The 18,323-nt window shown below is 64.2% G+C and carries 19 protein-coding genes; 6 read left to right on the top strand and 13 right to left on the bottom strand.

The window, feature by feature from the left end; translation table 11 throughout:
- Window positions 1–69: 69 nt before the first annotated feature.
- Entirely contained in the window at window positions 70–396 is a 327-nt protein-coding gene (locus U0034_RS10360) for a hypothetical protein (RefSeq protein ID WP_085228379.1), read from the bottom strand.
- Between the two features lie 528 nt (window positions 397–924).
- On the opposite strand from U0034_RS10360, the gene U0034_RS10355 reads away from it, so the two are divergent.
- Both U0034_RS10355 and U0034_RS10350 read left to right on the top strand, forming a co-directional pair.
- Window positions 925–1,566, top strand: coding sequence for a DUF1109 domain-containing protein (locus U0034_RS10355; protein ID WP_085228378.1), 642 nt, complete (start codon window positions 925–927; stop codon window positions 1,564–1,566).
- Between the two features lie 177 nt (window positions 1,567–1,743).
- Window positions 1,744–2,289 (top strand): sigma-70 family RNA polymerase sigma factor, encoded by a 546-nt coding sequence (locus U0034_RS10350; protein WP_233212117.1) that lies wholly within the window; start codon window positions 1,744–1,746, stop codon window positions 2,287–2,289.
- 9 nt (window positions 2,290–2,298) lie between these two features.
- Here U0034_RS10350 and U0034_RS10345 read toward each other — a convergent pair whose 3' ends face one another.
- Entirely contained in the window at window positions 2,299–2,487 is a 189-nt protein-coding gene (locus tag U0034_RS10345) for a hypothetical protein (RefSeq protein WP_327196998.1), read from the bottom strand.
- Between the two features lies 1 nt (window position 2,488).
- Here U0034_RS10345 and U0034_RS10340 point away from each other — a divergent pair, with 1 nt between their 5' ends.
- From U0034_RS10340 to U0034_RS10330, 3 genes are all read left to right on the top strand, one after another.
- A complete protein-coding gene (locus tag U0034_RS10340) occupies window positions 2,489–2,917 on the top strand; it encodes a hypothetical protein (RefSeq protein ID WP_327196997.1) in 429 nt (142 codons plus the stop codon).
- Between the two features lie 87 nt (window positions 2,918–3,004).
- Window positions 3,005–3,202 (top strand): DUF3562 domain-containing protein, encoded by a 198-nt coding sequence (locus tag U0034_RS10335; RefSeq protein ID WP_085228376.1) that lies wholly within the window; start codon window positions 3,005–3,007, stop codon window positions 3,200–3,202.
- A 146-nt stretch (window positions 3,203–3,348) separates the two neighbouring features.
- A complete protein-coding gene (locus U0034_RS10330) occupies window positions 3,349–3,834 on the top strand; it encodes an Lrp/AsnC family transcriptional regulator (protein ID WP_085228375.1) in 486 nt (161 codons plus the stop codon).
- Window positions 3,835–4,042: 208 nt separating this feature from the next.
- Here the strand turns inward: U0034_RS10330 and U0034_RS10325 are convergent, their stop codons facing one another.
- Genes U0034_RS10325 through U0034_RS10300 form a run of 6 tightly spaced genes read right to left on the bottom strand, consistent with a single transcriptional unit; the run spans window position 4,043 to window position 9,168 of the window.
- Window positions 4,043–4,834: a c-type cytochrome gene (locus U0034_RS10325; protein WP_085228374.1), complete on the bottom strand. Its 792-nt coding sequence runs from the start codon at window positions 4,832–4,834 to the stop codon at window positions 4,043–4,045.
- Window positions 4,831–6,456 carry a b(o/a)3-type cytochrome-c oxidase subunit 1 gene (locus U0034_RS10320; protein WP_085228373.1) on the bottom strand — a complete coding sequence of 542 codons (1,626 nt, stop codon included), beginning with the start codon at window positions 6,454–6,456 and terminating at the stop codon, window positions 4,831–4,833. The genes U0034_RS10325 and U0034_RS10320 overlap by 4 nt, the downstream gene beginning before the upstream one ends.
- Entirely contained in the window at window positions 6,446–7,015 is a 570-nt protein-coding gene (locus U0034_RS10315) for a cupredoxin domain-containing protein (protein WP_085228372.1), read from the bottom strand. The genes U0034_RS10320 and U0034_RS10315 overlap by 11 nt, the downstream gene beginning before the upstream one ends.
- Window positions 7,016–7,024: 9 nt before the next feature.
- Entirely contained in the window at window positions 7,025–7,207 is a 183-nt protein-coding gene (locus U0034_RS10310) for a cytochrome c oxidase subunit 2A (protein ID WP_085228371.1), read from the bottom strand.
- 12 nt (window positions 7,208–7,219) lie between these two features.
- Complete coding sequence (locus U0034_RS10305; RefSeq protein WP_085228370.1) at window positions 7,220–8,509, bottom strand: c-type cytochrome; 1,290 nt, start codon at window positions 8,507–8,509, stop codon at window positions 7,220–7,222.
- On the bottom strand, window positions 8,506–9,168 hold the full coding sequence (locus tag U0034_RS10300; protein ID WP_233212120.1) for a c-type cytochrome: 663 nt from the start codon (window positions 9,166–9,168) through the stop codon (window positions 8,506–8,508). Before U0034_RS10300 ends, U0034_RS10305 begins: the two co-directional genes overlap by 4 nt.
- Window positions 9,169–9,986: 818 nt before the next feature.
- On the opposite strand from U0034_RS10300, the gene U0034_RS10295 reads away from it, so the two are divergent.
- Window positions 9,987–10,712, top strand: coding sequence for a helix-turn-helix domain-containing protein (locus U0034_RS10295; RefSeq protein WP_102623143.1), 726 nt, complete (start codon window positions 9,987–9,989; stop codon window positions 10,710–10,712).
- Window positions 10,713–10,798: 86 nt separating this feature from the next.
- Here U0034_RS10295 and U0034_RS10290 read toward each other — a convergent pair whose 3' ends face one another.
- The 5 genes from U0034_RS10290 to U0034_RS10270 form a co-directional block, all read right to left on the bottom strand.
- On the bottom strand, window positions 10,799–11,701 hold the full coding sequence (locus tag U0034_RS10290; RefSeq protein WP_085228367.1) for a carbamate kinase: 903 nt from the start codon (window positions 11,699–11,701) through the stop codon (window positions 10,799–10,801).
- A 76-nt stretch (window positions 11,702–11,777) separates the two neighbouring features.
- The gene (locus U0034_RS10285) at window positions 11,778–12,782 is read right to left on the bottom strand and encodes an ornithine carbamoyltransferase (protein ID WP_085228366.1); all 1,005 of its coding nucleotides are present in this window, start codon (window positions 12,780–12,782) and stop codon (window positions 11,778–11,780) included.
- A 61-nt stretch (window positions 12,783–12,843) separates the two neighbouring features.
- Window positions 12,844–14,067: an arginine deiminase gene (locus U0034_RS10280; protein ID WP_085228365.1), complete on the bottom strand. Its 1,224-nt coding sequence runs from the start codon at window positions 14,065–14,067 to the stop codon at window positions 12,844–12,846.
- Window positions 14,068–14,089: 22 nt separating this feature from the next.
- The gene (locus U0034_RS10275) at window positions 14,090–16,426 is read right to left on the bottom strand and encodes an Orn/Lys/Arg family decarboxylase (RefSeq protein WP_085228364.1); all 2,337 of its coding nucleotides are present in this window, start codon (window positions 16,424–16,426) and stop codon (window positions 14,090–14,092) included.
- Between the two features lie 65 nt (window positions 16,427–16,491).
- A complete protein-coding gene (locus tag U0034_RS10270; protein WP_085228363.1) occupies window positions 16,492–17,985 on the bottom strand; it encodes a basic amino acid/polyamine antiporter in 1,494 nt (497 codons plus the stop codon).
- Window positions 17,986–18,323: the final 338 nt, after the last annotated feature.

Raw genomic sequence — 18,323 nt, 5'->3', positions numbered from 1 at the left:
AAGGCCCGGCTGCCGCGCCACGCCGCGGCGCGGCGAAACGCCCAGCGCCGCGCCGCAAGTGTCGTCAAGTCAATGCAGCTTATGTTTGAATTCCGACAATTCCGAATGAAGCGAATCGACGCATTGCTTTACTTTCGAATCGACTCCGCTCGCGCTTCTACATGCTTTTTCTGCGCGGTCGCCCGTCGCTTCCATCTGATCGATACACTGCTGAATACGGCTTTGATCTTGCGACGATATGGCTGACTGCGCCGTCTGACATTGGCGGTCCAGTTCGTCGACACATTTCATCAGATCCTGCGGTACGGAGTTCGCGGAGTGACAGGTGTTTGTCGCCTCGCTGATGGTTTGCTGAAGATGACTGAAGCGCTTCTGGATCTCGCTGGTTTGCAGCATGATGAAACCCCTTCTTAACGTTGTTCCAGATGAGCCCGGGCAGCGACAGGCACATCGCGGCCCCTCGTCGTCATTCGCTTGGCGTCGATCGGTCGGCAACGGCGCCCGATTCGTCGGCACCGATCACGCTCGGCCCACGAATGGCATTCCTAGTGTAGGCGACGCCCGACGCACGCACGGAACGTATTCCGCCGTCCGACCCCGCTCGCGATATCACGACGAACCCTTGCCCGGCAAAGTACGCGGCATCCGCGCCGCCGGGAGCGCACGAGGTGCCGGGCGCCGGTATTCATACTGCCGATGCCCGACGGCCGTACGCGTTCGAATCGGTTGCATGAACGGTGCCTGCCGCCGCCCGGGGCGCGCCGAGCCTGCAGCCGGTGACGCGGCGATCGGTGCCGGCGCCAACCATGGCGGCCGGTGCGCGCTATTTCGGACGATAATCGCGGCAACATGGCCGCGTGTACGCGCAGCTGTAACCGGATGGCTCGAGGCAGCGAACTAGACTGAGGAACCGAGGTAAACCATATGGAAACCGATCGCCTGATCTCGCTGCTCGCGACCGGCGTCACCGCCGTCGATCCGCGCGTGGCGGCGCGGCGCTTCAGCTGGGCCTTGATCGCTGGTGCGATCGGCTCGACGCTGCTCGTCGTGCTGTTCTATGGCGTGCGGCCCGATTTGCGCGACATGCTCGTGACACCGCTTTTCTGGGCCAAGGTGGCGCTGCCCGTGCTGCTCGCGGCAGGGGCGCTCGCCGTCACCGCGCGTCTCGCGCGCCCCGGCGCGGCCGTCGGACGCGCCCTGGGTGGCATCGTCGTGCCGCTCGCAGCGGTTTGGATCGCCGCAGGCCTCGTCCTGGCGCTTGCGCCGGCCGGCGAGCGAAGCGCGCTCGTGCTGGGTCAGACATGGCGCTCCTGCCCGCTCAACATCGCGTTTCTTTCCATCCCCGGCTTCATCGCGCTCTTTCGCGCGGTCGCCGGCCTTGCGCCGACGCGGCTGCGCGTGGCCGGCGCCGCCGCCGGCCTCACCGCCGGTGCCACGGCAACCGTTGCCTACTGCTTGCATTGTCCGGAGATGGCCGTGCCGTTCTGGGCCGTCTGGTACATACTCGGCATGCTGATTCCGGCCGCTCTCGGCGCGCTCGCAGGACCCCGGTGGCTGCGCTGGTAAGCCACCGGCCTGGCGCGCCGCGCACACCCTCCGCACATCCGCTGCATCCATCTCGCCAACCGGGCCGTATCTTTATCGAGCCGCGCGAAAGATATCGCCGCTCGCCTGCCCGCGACCTACAATTCGAACAAGTGTTCCAGCCATGCTCGCCAAGATCAGAACAATCGAGGACGCCCTGTGCATTCGGTAGAAAACCGGTTGAGGGCATTGCTGATTGCCGCCATGGACGGCGATGCCGTTGCCTACCAAACGTTCCTTACCGAACTCACGCGGCATTTGCGCGGCTTTTTGCGCAAGCGGATTCCTCAGCTCAGCGAAGACGTGGAAGATCTCGTGCAGGAAATCCTGCTCGCCGTGCACAACGGACGCCATACCTATCGCCCCTCGGAGCCGCTGACCGCTTGGATCCATGCGATTGCGCGCTACAAGCTGATGGATTTCTTTCGGGCACGCGCGCGCCGCGAGTCACTGAACGACCCGATCGACGATCACATCGATATCTTCGCCGTATCCGACGATGAGCCCGCGCAGGCGCGTCGCGATGTCGGCCGCCTGCTCGACCAGTTGCCCGACAAGCAGCGCCTGCCGATCATGCACGTCAAACTCGAGGGGTTGTCGGTGGCGGAAACCGCCAGGCTCACGGGCTTGTCCGAATCGGCCGTCAAGGTCGGCGTTCATCGCGGGCTGAAGGCGCTCGCGGCGAAGCTGCGCGCGCCCGCGTGACCCCCCGCCTCAGGACTTCGCCGGCCGGCCCGTCTTGACCGTTTCGACAGACGAGACGGCGGCCAGAAGCCGCTTGATCGGAATTGCATCGAGCGCCTGCAGGCCCGCTCTCAGCAACTCGCCTTTTTTCACGGCGACACCCGCATCGAGACACTTTTGCTTCAGCTTCGCAATGCGTTCGTAATCCGATTTGGGCATCGTGAAGCTGTCGCGCACCACCTTTTCTTTTTTGGCGCGCTTCGGCTTTTCGGCGGGCGACGACAGGACCGGTGCCGATTCAGAGAGGGCTTGCGCCGCGCCATCGGGTTTCGTCGTGCGGCGTTTCGCCGGTTTCGATTCCGCCAATTTCGATTCCGCCGGCTGGACCTCGGGCGCCGTCGCACCGTTCGTTTCTTTCCTGGCTCGCCTACCCGTCTTGGCGGCCTTTACCGTTTTTACGGCCTTTGCGGACTTTGTGGCCTTTGCGGCCTTTGCCGGAGCGGCTTGCTCGGTCGTCGTACTCGTTGCGTTCATTGTGTTCGATGCGTTCGTTGTGCTCATCATATTCCCCGGTGTTAAACGATATAAACAGTATATACCGTTTTCATCGACACGCACCGGCGCGACAAAAGTACGCGTTTACCCTTAACGAAAGTGGCGGGACTTGCGGGGAACCTGTCGGCGGCGTGTAATGAGTGGGTTACGCCCGCCCAGCCGTCATTCGAGGAGTTGCTTCATGCGTCAGCCCAACGTCCACGAGATCGTCAAGGCCATTGCCAGCGAGACGCGTACGCCGACCGAGGTCGTCGAAAAGATGTACGAGCAGACGTGGGCCGAATACAGCGACGGCGCCCGCATCAGAGACTATCTCGCCGTGCTCGTTGCGAAACGGGTTCGCGAAAATCTGCAGGACAAATCCGGAAACGCGCATTAAGCCGCATTTCTGCACAGCGGCCTTCTATTCGCCGAAGCAGTTGGCTCTGCGGATACGGCGAGCCGGTATTCGTCCGTCGCGGCGCCTTCCGGGGGTCAAATGGCCATAGGCCCTATACTTGGAAAACTATTCCAAACGGGGCCCACATGGACAGAATCGACGCGCAGATTCTTACACTTTTACAAGAAGACGCTTCGCTCGGACTCAACGAGATTGCGAGCGCGGTCAATCTTTCGCCTACACCTTGCTGGCGACGCATTCAAAAACTCCGGGAAGAAGGCGTCATTCGCAAGCAGGTTGCGCTTTGCGAGCCGGCGAAGCTCAATCTCGGCCTGACCGCGTTCGTCACCGTGCGCGCAAGCCAGCACAACGATGCCTGGACAGCGCGCTTCATCAAAGGCGTCACGTCGGTGCCCGAAATCGTCGAAATCTATCGCATGACGGGCGACGTCGATTATCTGCTCAAGGTCGTCGTGCCCGATATCGCCGGATACGACAGCGTCTATAAGCGGCTCATCAAGGTGGCCGAATTGCTCGATGTCAGTGCGAGCTTCGCCATGGAAGTGGTGAAGCAGACCACGGCCTTGCCGCTCGATCATGTGACGATCGGCGGCAAGGGAAAAGGCGCTTGACCGCGCAGGCAGGACATTCCGAACGCACCAGGTCCACTTGCGCGGCCCGATCGACCACCCGTCTCGCGGTGGCGCGCGTTTTTCCGGGCACGAGGTGCCGCGGCAGGCCGCTTTCGATTGGGAGAAGCGCGAAACAAAAACAAAAAGGGCTGCAAGAACCTTCCTTGCAGCCCGAACTCCCGGACGACTAAACCTGTATCGATACTGCCTACGGCTGTTGCATCGAGTAATAGCGCGCGGCCGCTTCGATTTCGTCCGGCGTCATTTGCCGGGCGATATTGCGCATTTGCGCGCTCGTATCGTTGTGGCGCTCGCCCTTCGCGAATGCCTGCAGTTGCGCGCGAATATAGGTAGCCGGCTCGCCTTCGAGCCAGGGGGCGCCGAGCTTGTGATCGGCCGCGCCGTGACACGACGCGCAAGGCGCGATGTTGCGCATCGGCGCGCCCACGGCGACGATGTCCGGCGCCGCCTGGGCTCCCGGGTGATAACCGGTCAAGCGCGGCAGGTACGCGTAATAAGCGGCCAGATCGCGCATATCCTGATCGCTCAACGTCGAGACCATCGGCCCCATGACGGCATTCGTGCGCGCGCCGCTCTGGAAATCCTTGAGCTGCTTGTAGATCACGCTCGCATATTGACCGGCCAGATTCGGCGAGTTCGCCTGGCTCAACCCCTGCGGCCCGTGGCACATCGTGCAGCGAAGCGAAAGCGTCGCGCCGCGCCCGATCGAAAGCGAATCGGCATTCGCCAGTGTCGTGGGTGTCAGAACCACGTCGCTCGTCTTGATCCGCGACGTCTCGGGCGTCGAGATCAGCCACTTCTGCGGCACGCCGGCGGCGCTGCAGATCGCATTCCAGATACCGGCGAACTGCGGATCCTTCTGCGCCGAAGGCAACCAGACGAAGCCGATGAGAATGGCCGCCGCCGCAACGCCGAGCGTCAGCCCGACGCTTACGGTGAACCAGCGGTTACGTACCGAGAAGAGGCGTTCCGTGCTCATCGCTGACCTCCCATCCACACGGCCGGCACCGACGTTTCTTTCAGCACGAGCAACTGCGCAATCGGATAACCGTAGTTGACGACCGTCAGACCGATCATGAGCGCGATCCACAAGCCGAAGCTGTTGAGCGCGAGCGGCAGCGAGGTGGGCGGGTGCACCGCCTGTGCGAACTCGAACTTGGCCGGCGTCGCACGCTCGCCGCGATGGCCTCGCAGCAGCACGAGCAGGAAGAGCACACCCGACGCCACGAGAATCAGCGCGCCGATCAACGACATCGTCACCGTCAAGGCTTCGGGCGCGATCGCCGGATTGCTGTAATCGAAATACGCCATCCGCCGCGGCATGCCGAGAATACCGGCGTAATGCCAGGGGAACGTCGTCACGATCATGCCGATGAACCACAGCCAGAGCTGCCACTTGATCATCGTGAGGCTCCCGAGCACGCGGCCCGTCAGTTGCGGCCACAGCTCATACGCGATCGCGAAATACATGATGACGATCGCGCCGCCGAAGATGAGGTGGAAGTGCCCCGTGATCCATTGCGTGTTGTGCACCGTGGAGTCGAGTTGATAGCTCATGTTGATGAGCCCGCCCGCACCGCCGAAGCCGAGCATCACGAACGAGAACGCCACGGCCAGCATCATCGGCTCGTGCCACGGCAGCGCACGCAGCCAGCCGAACGCACCGCGCCCCCCGCGCAGGCGGCCCGCGATCTCGACCGACGCGCAGATCGTAAAGATGGTCAGGAGCGTAGGCACCGAAACGAGCGCCGTAAACACCGACTGCAGGAACTTGAAGCCGGAGCCCACCTGCGGATCGGCGAACAAGTGGTGAATGCCGATCGGCATGGCCACGACGAGGAACAGAATGAACGAGATGCGCGCCATGCCGTCGCTGTAGAGCCGCCCGCCGACCGCGCGCGGCACGAGCGTGTAGTAGGCGATATAGGCCGGCATCAGCCAGAAGTAGACGATCGCGTGCAACGTCCACGAAAAAAACACGCGCGCAAGACCCGAATCGATCGTCGTCTTCAGCCCGAGCGCCACGGGCAGAATCTGGAAGAGAATTTCGAGCGCCGCGCCCACCGCGGTCCATCCCCACAGGTACGAGCCCGCAACGTTCGCGAACATCGGCAGCGGCACCGGCTTGCCCGGATTCGCACGCTTCCAGACGCGCAGATTGATCGACATCAGCGCGACCCAGATCCACGAACCGACGACGACGAGCACGACCCCAAGGTAGTAGAACGGGCTGCCGATCATCGGCGGATAGAACGTGTAGAGCACCGAAGCCTGGCCGAGCGAGACGGGCACCATCGCCATCAGCGAGCCGACCACCACCAGCCACCAGCCGGCCCACGCCCAGCGCTTGCCCACGAGCCGCTGCTCGAGCGAAAGCTCGGTGATGGCGTAGCCGAAGCCCATCGCCACGAGCGTGGGCAGGACGTAACCCATCACGGAGCCGTGCGCCGTGACGGAGCGATAGTAGAGCTCGGGCTGACGAAGCCACGCGTGCAACGGGCTGCGCACATACATCTGCCATGCGCCGAGCAAAAGGGCAACGCCGAAGGTCGCGAACGCGAACCAGAAATGCGCGAGCACGAGTCGTCGGTTATTTAACACAGCTGAGCCTCCGGGCAGTTGCCGCGAGCTTGTCGAATTCGGCAGGATCGATGACTTTCACGTTGGCCCACATGCCTTCATGGCCCGTGCCGCAGTACTCGTGACACGGCATCAGATGTTCCGCGGGTTTGTTGAAGCGCGTCTTGAAGGTCGATACGTAGCCGGGCTCGACCATCGAGTTGATGTTGGTGTCGGCGATCAGGAAGCCGTGCACGACATCGGCGCTGGTCGCGCGAAACGTGACCGGCGTGTTGGCCGGCACGAGAATGCACTGCGGCGTGAACGAATATTGCTGCGCGACGACGCGCACCGTCACCGAGCCGTCGGCTTCGCGTGCGCTGCCGAGATTGCTCTCGATGAATTCGCCCGACACGTGCAGCGTGGTCGGATCGACGAGCTCGACGCGCGAGGGCGGCATCATGGCCCAATGCAGGCCCGTATAGACGACCATCGCGACGAGCACGAGGATGATGCCGACCGAGACGATGGCCCATTTGCGCTCGACGCGCGCCGCGACGTCCTCGCCGTCAGGCTCGCCGGTGTGTGGAATGTTCGACATGACGTTCGATCAGTAGATGACGCCGCGAGGCAAAAAGACCAGGAAATAGAAGGCGAACCACAGGGCGACCACGATCGCCGTGGCGATGCCGGCCACGGCCAGCGCGCCTTTCGGTCCCGAGCGGACAATCTCGCCGACCCGATGTTCGTCGCCGGGATCGGCCGGGCGGCGGGCGTCGTTGCTTGTGTTCATGGCATCCTCGAATCAGTACAACGGGGCCGAGCGCAGGGCATTGGCCTCTTTCGCCGATACGGCCGTGCCGCGATTGCCCCAGGCGGTGCGGATATAGGTCACGACGGCGGCGACTTCCTCGTCGCTCAGCGATTGCGCGAACGGCGGCATGCCATACGGCATCGGATTGCGGAACGTGCCCGGCGCATAGCCTCCGTTGAGCACCATCCGGATCGGGTTGACCGCCGAAGTCATCTGGATCGACTGATTGTTCGCGAGCGGCGGGAAGTCGGGCAGCTTGCCTTCGCCCGATTTGCCGTGACAGCTTGCGCATTGCGATTGATAGATCTTGTCGCCGAGCGAGAAAAGCAGCCCGCGCTCTTCGCGCGAGAGCGACGACTTCCCGCCGCCGTTCTCGCCACCGTGCTGCGGCAGTGCCTTCAGATAGACGGCCATCGCCCGCACGTCGTCGTCCGACAGGTACTGCAGGCTGTTGTAGACCACTTCGGCCATGGGCCCGTACACGGCGCCGCGCCGCGACACCCCCTTTTGCAGCAGGTCCGCGATATCGGTGATGCTCCAGTCGCCGAGCCCGGCCTCCTTGTTCGACGTGAGCGAGGGTGCGTACCAGTCCTGCATCGGAATGAGTCCGCCCTCGAACGCCTTCGATTCCGAGCTGCCGCCGAGCGCGTTGATCGCCGTATGGCACATCGAGCAGTGGCCCAGCCCTTCGACGAGATAGGCGCCGCGATTCCATTCCACCGAGCGCGTCGGATCGGGCTGATATTCGCCCTCGCGGAAATAGAGCGTGCGCCAGCCAATCAGCAGTTGCCGATTGTTGTATGGGAAGCGCAGTTCATGCGGGCGATTCGGTTCGCGCACGGCCGGCACGGACTTCAGATACGCGAAGATCGCGTCCGAATCCGCACGCGTCACCTTCGTGTACGCGCCGAACGGCATGGCCGGGTAGAGCAGCGAGCCATCGCGCGAACGGCCCGTGTGCATCATCGCGTAGAACTCGTCGGCGCTCCATTGGCCGATGCCCGTTTCCTTGTCGGGCGTGATATTGGGCGAGTAAAGCGTGCCGAACGGCGTGGGCATCGCGCGCCCGCCGGCGAAAAGCTTCTCGCCCGGCTTGGTATGGCACGCCACGCAATCGCCGGCGCGCGCGAGGTACTCGCCGCGCTTGACGACGTCGGCAGCCGACGGGCTCGGGCCCTGCGCGAGCGCGAGCGTGCTCGATACGGCAAGCGCGAGGCCCGCGCACGCGCGGCCGAGCCTGCGGGGAAGGAGAGACAATGCTGACACCGGATACTCCGTCATTGCGGTTCGCTGCCGCAGGCGAGCGGCATCTTCAGACTTCCCTTGGCGACGGGCGCGGCACTCGCCGCGCCCCGCGAAGCCGCAAGCCATGCGGCCACCGCCGTGATGTCGTCGTTCGACAGGCGCGATGCGACCTCATGCATGCAATCGGGTGCGATCGACTTGCGCGTGCCGTAGCGCCACGCACCGAGCTGAGCGCTGACGTACTCGGCGTGCAGGCCCAGGAGGCCCGGGATCGCCGGCTCCATGCCTGTCAGCGCGGCGCCATGGCAGGCCGCGCAGGCCGGCACCTTGTTCGCCGGATCGCCCGACTTCGCGATCTGCTCGCCGCGGCTCAGCAGGGCCTGCGAGACGGTGGGCGTGGCCGGAGGCGGGTAGGGCGGCCGCTGAGCAGCGAAGTATTCGGCGATCTTGTGCAAATAGGCGTCGGGCAGGTACGCGAGCAGGTAGTTCATCGGCGGGTATTGCCGCTGACCGTCGCGAAAAGCCACGAGCTGGTTGTACAGGTAACCCGCCGGCTTACCGGACAGGCGTGGGAAATAATCGTTATTCGTGCCTTCGCCATGCGCGCCATGGCAGGCGGCGCAACCTTGAACGCGAGCCTCCATCGTGTCTGGAGCGCGTTCGGCGGTGGCGTCCTGAGCCTTGGCCGCGCCCATCCAGACGAGGCACGACAAGGCAATTGCAGCAGTTCTTCTCAGCATCAGTCATCGTCTCCGGTGACGAGTCGATACGCAGCGCACCGCGAAAGCGCGCTGGAACCGGAACGGCAATGCTACTTTTTGTGGCTGTGCCGACGATTCTAGTCAATGACACGCAAAGAGGCCAAAAATCCGCGCGCCGAACCGTTCGCCCCACACTTGCCTCGCCCCCGTGCGCAAGGCCTGTGCCCATTCTTCGACGTATCAGGCGCTTCGGCCCCATCGTTGCGGTCGCCAAAACGGCGCTATTAGATCAAGGCGTGAGATACCGTTCCTTGATCCAGGTCATGGACAGTGCCGATTTGCCGCATGCGAGAACGAAAGCCGCACCAGGCCTGGAAAGCGCCGCACCCATGCGCCGCATCGGGTGCGCACAGGCCCCTGCTGTGCGACGGTTCGCCGCGGCTCTTTTGATGACAACGGCGTGCGCACGAGAGAAGCTTGTCGCACCAGCCGTTGTCGCACCCGGCGCCTGCCCGGTGGCAGGCCGTGTAGGAATCGACTGACAGGCTGGTACAAGCGCCGACACGCGTCTCGTCTGCCGCCGATTTTCTTGACCGGCCGTTTTAGGGACACTCGTCGGCGATGGATTCGGGGAACGAGCGAACGAAGCGCCCGCGCCCGGTCCGGATTCGCTACGGGTTCGTGACGGGTTCACCGTGCGACAGGCGGCGCGGACGGATACCACATCGAAGTTTGATAAGGAGAATGACATGCTAGTTGCGAGCGAGCGCCTTGCAGGGACTTACGGGCATCATGTACCGGCCTCGCGCGTCATGGCACGGGCATTGCCGGCGATGACGAACAGCGAATCGTGCAAGAGCTGCGCGATGCGCCAGTTCTGTGCCATGAACCCTGGCGAGCTCGCCTGCACCAAGGAAATGGACGAGCTCGTGCTCGGCCACCGGCATGTCAAGAAAGGCGAAGCGCTTTACCGGGTCGGCGATACGTTCAAGAACATCTATGCGGTACGGACGGGTTCGTTCAAGAAGCTCACGCTGCTCTCCGACGGCCGCGAACAGGTGACGGGCTTCTATCTGGCCGGCGAGCCGCTCGGCCTCGACGGCATCTCCAACGGCCACTATGCGAGCGACGCCATCGCGCTGGAAGACAGCAGCGTGTGCGTCATGCCGTTCGAGCTGCTCGAGCTGCTGAGCCGCGAAGTGAAAGCCGTGCTTCATCATGTCTACCGCCTCTTGTCGGCGGAAGTCGTGCGCGAAAGCAGCCTCATGATGCTGCTCGGCACCATGACCGCCGACGAGCGCGTCGCGAGCTTCCTGCTCGATCTTTCGCGGCGCTGGCAGCAGCGCGCCTACTCGCCCACGCAGTTCGTGCTGCGCATGACGCGCGAGGAGACGGGCAGCTTCCTCGGCATCAAGCTCGAAACGGTCAGCCGCACGCTATCGCGCTTCCAGAAGGACGGCCTCATCGAGGTCAACGGCAAGGAAGTGCGCATTCTCGATCTGCGCCGGCTGCACGAAGCGGGCCACGCCCGCTGCTGAGCCCCGCGCACTCGCATGAGCACGGGCGCGCTCAGGGCGCGCTCAGGGCGCGCTCAGGGCGCGCTCAGGGCGCGCTCAGGGCACGCTCAGGGCACAATATGCGTGCCGGCGGCGCCGGCCACGAGCGCATCGATCTGCGCCAATGCCCCGATCGTCGCGCGCCGCCGTGTATGTGCAGCGAAGGCGCAAGCCGCCTCGACCTTCGGGCCCATCGACCCCGCGGCGAATGCCGTGGCCGCGATTTCGCCCGGCGTCACGCGCCCGACGCGCCGCGCACGCTCGGTCCCCCAGTCGAGATAGACACCGTCCACGTCGGTCGCGATGACGAACAGGTCGGCCTCCAGCGCCTCGGCCAGTACGGCCGCGCTGCGGTCCTTGTCGATGACAGCCTCCACGCCGTGCCGCCGCCCTTCGGCATCGGCCACCACCGGAATGCCGCCTCCTCCGGCGCAAATGACGATCGCGTGCTTGTCGATCAACCATCGCACCGGCTGCAGCTCCACGAAGCGTCTGGGCTGCGGGCTCGCCACCACGCGGCGAAAGCCTTTGCCGTCGCGCGCGACGGACCAACCTTTCGCGCGTGCCGCGTCGATCGCGCGCGCATCGTCGAGCATCGCGCCGATCGGCTTGTCGGGATGCGCGAAGGCCGGATCGTCGCGCTCCACCTCGACCATCGTCACCACCGTCGCGCAGGCACGCTCGGGCGGCAGGAGATTGCGCAGCTCGAGCTCGAGCTGATAGCCGATCATGCCTTCCGTCTCGGCATCGAGCACGTCGAGCGGAAACGCGGCGGCGCCCGCGCTGCCGGACTGCACCGCCAGCAAGCCGACCTGCGGCCCATTGCCGTGTACGATCACGAGATCGTGCTCGGCCGCCACCGCGGCCAATTGCGCCGCGGCCATGCGGATGTTGCGATACTGCGCTTGCGCGCTCACGGGCTCACCGCGCCGCAAGAGCGCATTACCTCCCAACGCGACGACGATACGCATCGTTCCGGCTCCTGTTGAGTTGTTGAGTCGATCCATCGGTTTCGCTTCGAACGGCCAGGGCACCCCGCGCCGCGCCTCAGAGCGCAAGCGTGGCCACGAGGATCGCCTTGATCGTGTGCAGCCGGTTTTCGGCCTGCTCGAAGACGATCGACGCGTCCGATTCGAACACCTCGTCGGTCACTTCCACGCCATCGGCGAGGCCGTACTGATCGGCGATCTGCTGGCCGACATGCGTCTGGGCGTCGTGAAACGCGGGCAGGCAATGCATGAACTTCACGCGCGGGTTGCCGCTTTGCGCCATCAGCGCCGCATTCACCTGATACGGCAAAAGCTCCTTGATCCGCTCGCCCCATTTCTCGAACGGCTCGCCCATCGATACCCACACGTCCGTATATACGAAGTCGGCTCCGCGCACGGCCGCGGACGGATCGTCGGTCAGCGTGAGCCGTGCGCCCGTCGTCGCGGCGATCGAGCGGCACTGCTCGACGAGTTCGTCGTGCGGCCACAGATGGCGCGGCGCGCACAGCCGCACGTCCATGCCGAGTTTCGCGCCGATGATCATCAGCGAATTGCCGGTGTTGTTGCGCGCATCGCCGATATAGCAATAGGCGATCTCGTGCACGGGCTTGTCGCTGAACTCGCGCATCGTCATGACGTCGGCGAGCATTTGCGTCGGATGGAATTCGTCGGTCAGCCCGTTGTAGACGGGGACGCCCGCGTATTTGGCCAATTCCTCGACGATCTCCTGGCCGAAGCCGCGGTACTCGATCGCGTCGTACATGCGGCCAAGCACACGCGCCGTATCCTTCATCGATTCCTTGTGGCCGATCTGCGAGCCGGTAGGGTCGATATAAGTGACGTGTGCGCCCTGATCGTGCGCCGCCACCTCGAAGGCGCAACGCGTGCGCGTCGAAGTTTTTTCGAAAATAAGCGCGATGTTCTTGCCCTTCAGGCGCGCCGTTTCGGTGCCCGCGTACTTCGCGCGCTTCAGATCGCGCGAAAGATCGAGCAGGTAATGAATCTGGCGCGGCGTGTATTCGATCAGCGAAAGATAGCTGCGATTGTGTACGTTAAACATCATTTGGCCTTTGGCATTTCCATGCCGTCAATTTCGGTGTCCGCGATGGATGACGCCATGCGGCTCATAACTCGATGGGGTCGCGTGCGACCGGGCAGGTGAGGCAATGGCTGCCTCCACGTCCGCGGCCGAGCTCGCCGCCCGGGACCTCGATCACCTCCACGCCCGCCTGGCGCATCTTGCGGTTCGTATAGACGTTGCGGTCGTACGCGAGCACCACGCGGCGATCGAGCGCCAACACGTTGTTGCCGTCGTCCCATTGTTCCCGTTCGATTTCGTAGGCGTCCCCGCCCGTCGTCAGCACGCGCAGCGAGCCTACGCCGAGCGCCTGCGCGATCACGTCGAGAAACGCCTGCGTATGGCGTTCGTAGCGGATGCGGCCCTGTTCGTCGCCCGGATAGAGGCTCGTGCATAAAATGCCGTCGGCCACGTCGGGATAAATGCTGACGAAGTCCACATCGATGAACGAGAACACCGTATCGAGGTGCATCGAGGCACGCGCCTTCGGCAACTGGCAGGCAATCACGCGCCTGGCCGCGTTAGCGGCGAAGAGACGCCGTGCCACTTGCGTCACGGCTTGCGGGCTCGACCGCTCGCCCATGCCGATCAGCACGACCCCATTGCCGATCGCCATCACGTCGCCGCCTTCGAGCGTCTGGGCGCCATGATCGATGTCGGGGTCGCCCCACCAAACGCGCACTTGGCCGGCAAAACGCGGGTGAAAGCGATAGACGGCCGTAAGCAGCAGCGTCTCCTTGCGTCGCGCGGGCCAGTACATCGGATTGAGCGTCACGCCGCCATAGACCCATGCGCTCGGATCGCGCTGGAAAATCAGATTGGCGAGCGGGGGAATGACGAACTCCGAGCGTTCGAGGTAGCCGCCGAAAAGCCCCTTGGCATCGAACGGCACCTCCGCCTTGGCGATGCCGCCGATCAGCATGTCCGCCAGTTGCTGCGCCGGCAGCTCCTCGAGCCACACGCGCAGTTCGCGCAGCATGCCCGTGCCGACTTCCTCCTCGACGATGCGCCGGTCCAGCAGCCAGTCGCGCGCGCTTCGATCGAGCAGTGTCTGCGCGAGCAGATGATGGAACTCGAGTACTTCGACGCCGCGCTCGCGCATCAGGCGGACGAACGTCTCGTGGTCTTCGATCGCACGATCGACCCAGATCACGTCGTCGAACAACAGGCTGTCGCAGTTGGCCGGCGTCAGGCGCCGGTGCGCTAAACCGGGCCGGCACACCATCACGGTGCGCAGCTTGCCGGCTTCGGAATGAACTCCCAATGTCATGGTCGCTTCCTCGGAATGATGGTCATTCAATGACGACGTAGGTGTGAAGGCGCACGCGCCCGTCATCGCCCGTCTTGCGGTAAATCCCTTGAATCTCGTTCTCGAAGCCGGGAAACAGATTGCCGGCCTCCTCGAACATGCGGAAGTAGTCGAGCATCGGCTGCGCGCGCTCGTCGTAGCGCTCGCCGGGCACGACCACGCCGATGCCGGGCGGATAGACGAGCGCGAGCGTCGCGGCAATGCGCCCGCGGATCTCCTCGACCGGCAGCAATTCCACCTCGTTGCGCACGAGCGCGTGCATCGCCGCCTGCGGCGTCATGGCCGGCTGTGGAAAATGTGACGCGCGGAATTGGTCGCGCTGCAGGCGGCTCACGTCGTGCTCGCGATAGAAACGATGCATCTGCGCGCACAGGTCGCGCAGGCCGATGCCCGCATAGCGCGCCCGATGGGCTGCGACGAACTCGGGCATCGCCTCGTCCAGCGGCGCATTCGCATCGTGCAGCCGCTTGAAGCCCACCAGCGCCGACAGCAGCGTGCCCGCCTTGCTCGATTCGAGCCCCGGCGTCAGCAAAAAGAGGATGCTGTTGAGGTCGTTCTTCTCGGGCACGATGCGGCGCTCGTGAAGATACTGCGCAAGCACCGAGGCTGGAATGCCGTGGTCCGCGTACTCGCCGGTGGCCCGGTCGAAGCCCGGCGTGAGCAGCGTGAGCTTGTTCGGGTCCGTCATCGCATAGCCGGGCGCGAGATGAGCGAAGCCGTGCCAGGCGCCGTTCGGCTCGAGCGCCCAATAGTGCGCGTCGGATGCGAGCAGCTCGGTCGGCACGTCCTCCCAGCGCTCGCTGCGCCCGCGCACCTCGACGAGATCGGGCACGAACGGCTCGAAGAACCATCGTTCGCGGGCATCGCGGGCCGACGCCTCGAACTCGTGGCGCAGCGCGCGCAGCTTCTTGCGCAGCTCGATACCGAGCTTGATCGTGTCGTCCCAGAGGACTTCGCCCGAGCGGCCCTTCATCATCTGAGCGCCCACGTCGAGCGATGCGAAGAGCGGATAGAACGGCGAGGTCGACGAATGCTGCATGAACATCTCGTTGAAGCGCCGATGTCCGACGCGACGCTTCTGCCCTTCGAGATGCGAATCCTTGACGTGGATCTGCGAGGCCTGCGAGAAGCCGGCGAGCTGCTTGTGTGTCGATTGCGTCGCGATGATCCCCGGCGCGTCGGGCCCGAGGTTCGTCACGCCCATCGCGTAGCGGCCCTTGAAGAGCGGATGAAACTTCATGAAGCCGGCCCAGGCCTCGTCGAACACGATGTATTCGCAAAGCGGGCCGAGCTTTTCGACAATCTGCTCCGCGCTATAGATCGTGCCGTCGTAGGTGCACTGCTCGATCACGGCGGCCCGAAACGGCCGCGCGCGGCGCCACGCCTCCGGGTCCGCCACGAGCGGATGGCGCCGGATACTTTCGCGAATGCGCGTCTCGTCGAGGGCGTCGGCATCGATGGGCCCGATGAGGCCCTGGGCGTTGCGCGAGGCGGGCAGGTAGACCGGAATGCCGCCGCCGAGCAGCAGCGCGCCATGGTGGGCGGCCTTGTGATTATTGCGATCGAAAAGCACGAGATCGCCCGGTGCGATCAACGCCGAGAGCACGATCTTGTTCGACGTCGAGGTGCCGTTCAGTACGAAGTAGGTGCGCTCCGCGCCGAAGATGCGCGCCGCCGCCTTTTGAGCCGCAAGCGCGGGGCCCTCGTGCACGAGCAGATCGCCGAGCTCCGTCACCGAATTATCGAGATCGTTGCGAAAGACGGCTTCGCCGAGATGCTTGACGAACGCACGGCCGACCGGGCTCTTCTGATAGAACACGCCACCGTTGTGTCCGGGGCAGGTCCACATCTGGTTGGCCTCGTCGGCGTAGTCGACCATCGCGCCGAAAAACGGCGTCTTCAGCGATTCGGCGTAGTCGCGCAGGTGCGAGGCCAGATTGCGCGCGACGAACTCGGGCGTGTCTTCCTCGATGAATACATACCCCGTCACGAGGCCGAGTACCGAGACCGGCACCTCCTGGAGCAGGTGCCGCTCGACGATGACGAAGACGGGCATCTCCAGCCCGCGCTCGCGTACGAAGCGAACGAAGGACTCGACGTCGGCTTCGGTCTCCGCGCTCGACCATTCGATCAGCACGCAGCCGATCGACGCATCGCTGCGCACGGCGCTCATCGCGTATTCGGGCGTGGCGGTGCGCGTCGTCGCGTAACCCAGCCGCGCAAGTTCGCCGACGATCCGATCGAGCCGCGCGGAGCTCAGCGTCGCGGGCGTCGGCATCGCCGCGCAGACGAGAAAGCCGAACATCTGCTCGTAAGGCATCCGCGTGTCCTCTTTCCGGAAAAAGCGGCCGCCCGCCGGGGACGGAAGGCGGCCAGCGTTGTCGCTCAGCCGATCTTCACGATGCCGAGCGCGAAGAGCGCGACGGCGACGATGGCAATGCCCACGAGCGCGACCGCCGCCGTCGTCTCGCGCCCGCCGAAGATCGGCTCACCCGGTGCGTGCTCGCGGCGCGCCCACCAGAAAACGGGGATGCCGAGGGCGAAGAGGACCGTCGACATGAGCAGGAACTGCGGGCCGGCGGCGTAGAGCAGCCACAGCGAGTACACCGTCGCGAGCACACCGGTCAGCAGCGATTCGCGCGCCGTCTCGCCCTTCGATGACCGATAGGTCGACTGCGTCGCGTAAAGCCAGAGAAAGGCGGCGCTCGAGAGATAAGGCGGCAGGATCATCACCCCGGTGATCGAGATGAGCCAGTTCCATGCGTCATGGGCGAAAAGCACGACGAACACAGCGGCCTGCATCATCGAACTCGACACCCAGAGCGATGGGGCCGCCGCGTGAAAGCGGTTCTCGCGCGCGAGGAACTTCGGGAAGACGCCGTCTTTCGCGCCTTCGTACGGCAGCTCGGCCACCAGAATCGTCCATGCGAGCCAGCAGCTCAGCAGCGACATCAACAGCGCGGCGGAGATGAAGACCGCGCCCCAGTCGCCCACGGCGGCCTTCAGCACGTATGCCGCCGAGGGCGACGACAAGCCGGCCAGCTCGCTCTGATGCATGACGCCGAAGGGCAGGGCCGAAAGCAGGAAATAGAGCACGGTGCATACGGAGAGTCCAAGGAACGTGGCCGTGCCGACCTGCGAGGTCTTGCTCGCGCGATCGGACACCACCACGGCGCCCTCGATCCCGATGAACACCCACAGCGTGACGAGCATGGTGCTCTTGACCTGCCCGACGATGCTGCCGAGATGCTGCCCGTGGCCCCAGAAGTCGAACGAAAACATGTCGGCCTTGAAGGCGACGAACATCGAGGCGAGGGCGACGAGAATCGAACTGATGTTCAGCACGCTCGCAATCACGTTGAGGATCGCTGCACGCTTGACGCCGGACAGCACGATGAAATTCATCACCCATATCAGCGCCGAAGCGCCGGTAATGGCAGGCCAGCTGCTGCCGCCCTTGAAGACGGGAAAGAAATAGCCGAGCGTCTGCATGAACAGGATCGCGAAGGCCACATTGCCGAATGCGGCCGAAAGCCAGTAGCCCCAGGCCATTTCGAATCCGGCGAAGGGGCCGAAGCCTTCTCTCGCATACGAATAGATGCCGGCTTTCAGGTCGGGGCGCTTGTCCGCGAGCGTGCGAAACGTATTCGACAGAAAGAACATGCCGACGAGCGTGATGACCCACGCGATCACCACGGCGCCGAGCGCGGCGCCTTGCGCCATGTTTTGCGGCAGATTGAATGCGCCGCCGCCGATCATCGATGCGACGACGACGCCGCTCAGAAGCGGAAGACCGAGCTTGCGCGTGCTCGGCTGCCCCGTACCCTCCGGCGTCGCGCCAGCGGCGACGTCGGTGCGGATGTCTTTCGGTTTGTCCATGAGTGCCTCTCCTCGAGACTGCGATACGACGATCGACGCGGCAGACCTGTGCGACGTCCCGCTGCGCGGACCGCATGCATGCGACGCATCGTGTGCGGCGCGCTTCGTCGTGCATGAGCGAATGTCGATGCTCGTTAGGCAGTCTAGTGGGGCGTTCGCTTAAGACATTGACGCTCGTCAAAGAACGGATGGCTCGGTGAACTAAGGTTTATTGCGTTGCAAAAGCGGCGTTGCAAAAGCGACGTCTCAATACAGCCGATGAGAAACGCCTCATGGGCCGAATGCGACGTGCCGCCAATCGCAATCGTCAATTCGATGCAAGGTGTTTGAAAAAGGCA

The sequence above is a fragment of the Trinickia caryophylli genome (assembly GCF_034424545.1).
Taxonomy (GTDB): Bacteria; Pseudomonadota; Gammaproteobacteria; order Burkholderiales; family Burkholderiaceae; genus Trinickia; species Trinickia caryophylli.
This window is presented reverse-complemented; position numbering and strand designations above follow the sequence as displayed.